Raw genomic sequence first — 209 nt, 5'->3', positions numbered from 1 at the left:
ATTAAGGTTCGTTTGAAAGAACAATACCGCAATAATCAATCAAGTAAAGAATTCATGGCTCTCCTTCAGGAAAGTAATGGATTTGGTCTCCTAAACCAAGGGAACATCATGTGGAATGGTGATGACAATCAACCAAACCAAGATGCGCATGCCAAGACAGATACCAAACCAAGTACCATTCGCCGTTCAAATCCAGTTTACGTGAAACC

Annotated in this window: 1 protein-coding gene; it reads left to right on the top strand. The window is 40.7% G+C overall.

Annotation, left to right across the window (positions count from 1 at the left end; genetic code table 11):
• On the top strand, positions 1-209 hold a 209-nt coding region (locus HMPREF2655_RS03010; protein WP_142352115.1), incomplete at both ends, for a hypothetical protein.

The sequence above is a fragment of the Streptococcus sp. HMSC066F01 genome, assembly GCF_001837335.1.
GTDB classification, from domain to species: domain Bacteria; phylum Bacillota; class Bacilli; order Lactobacillales; family Streptococcaceae; genus Streptococcus; species Streptococcus oralis_S.
Note: the sequence above shows the minus strand (reverse complement) of the source record. Positions and strands in the feature narration are given on the sequence as shown.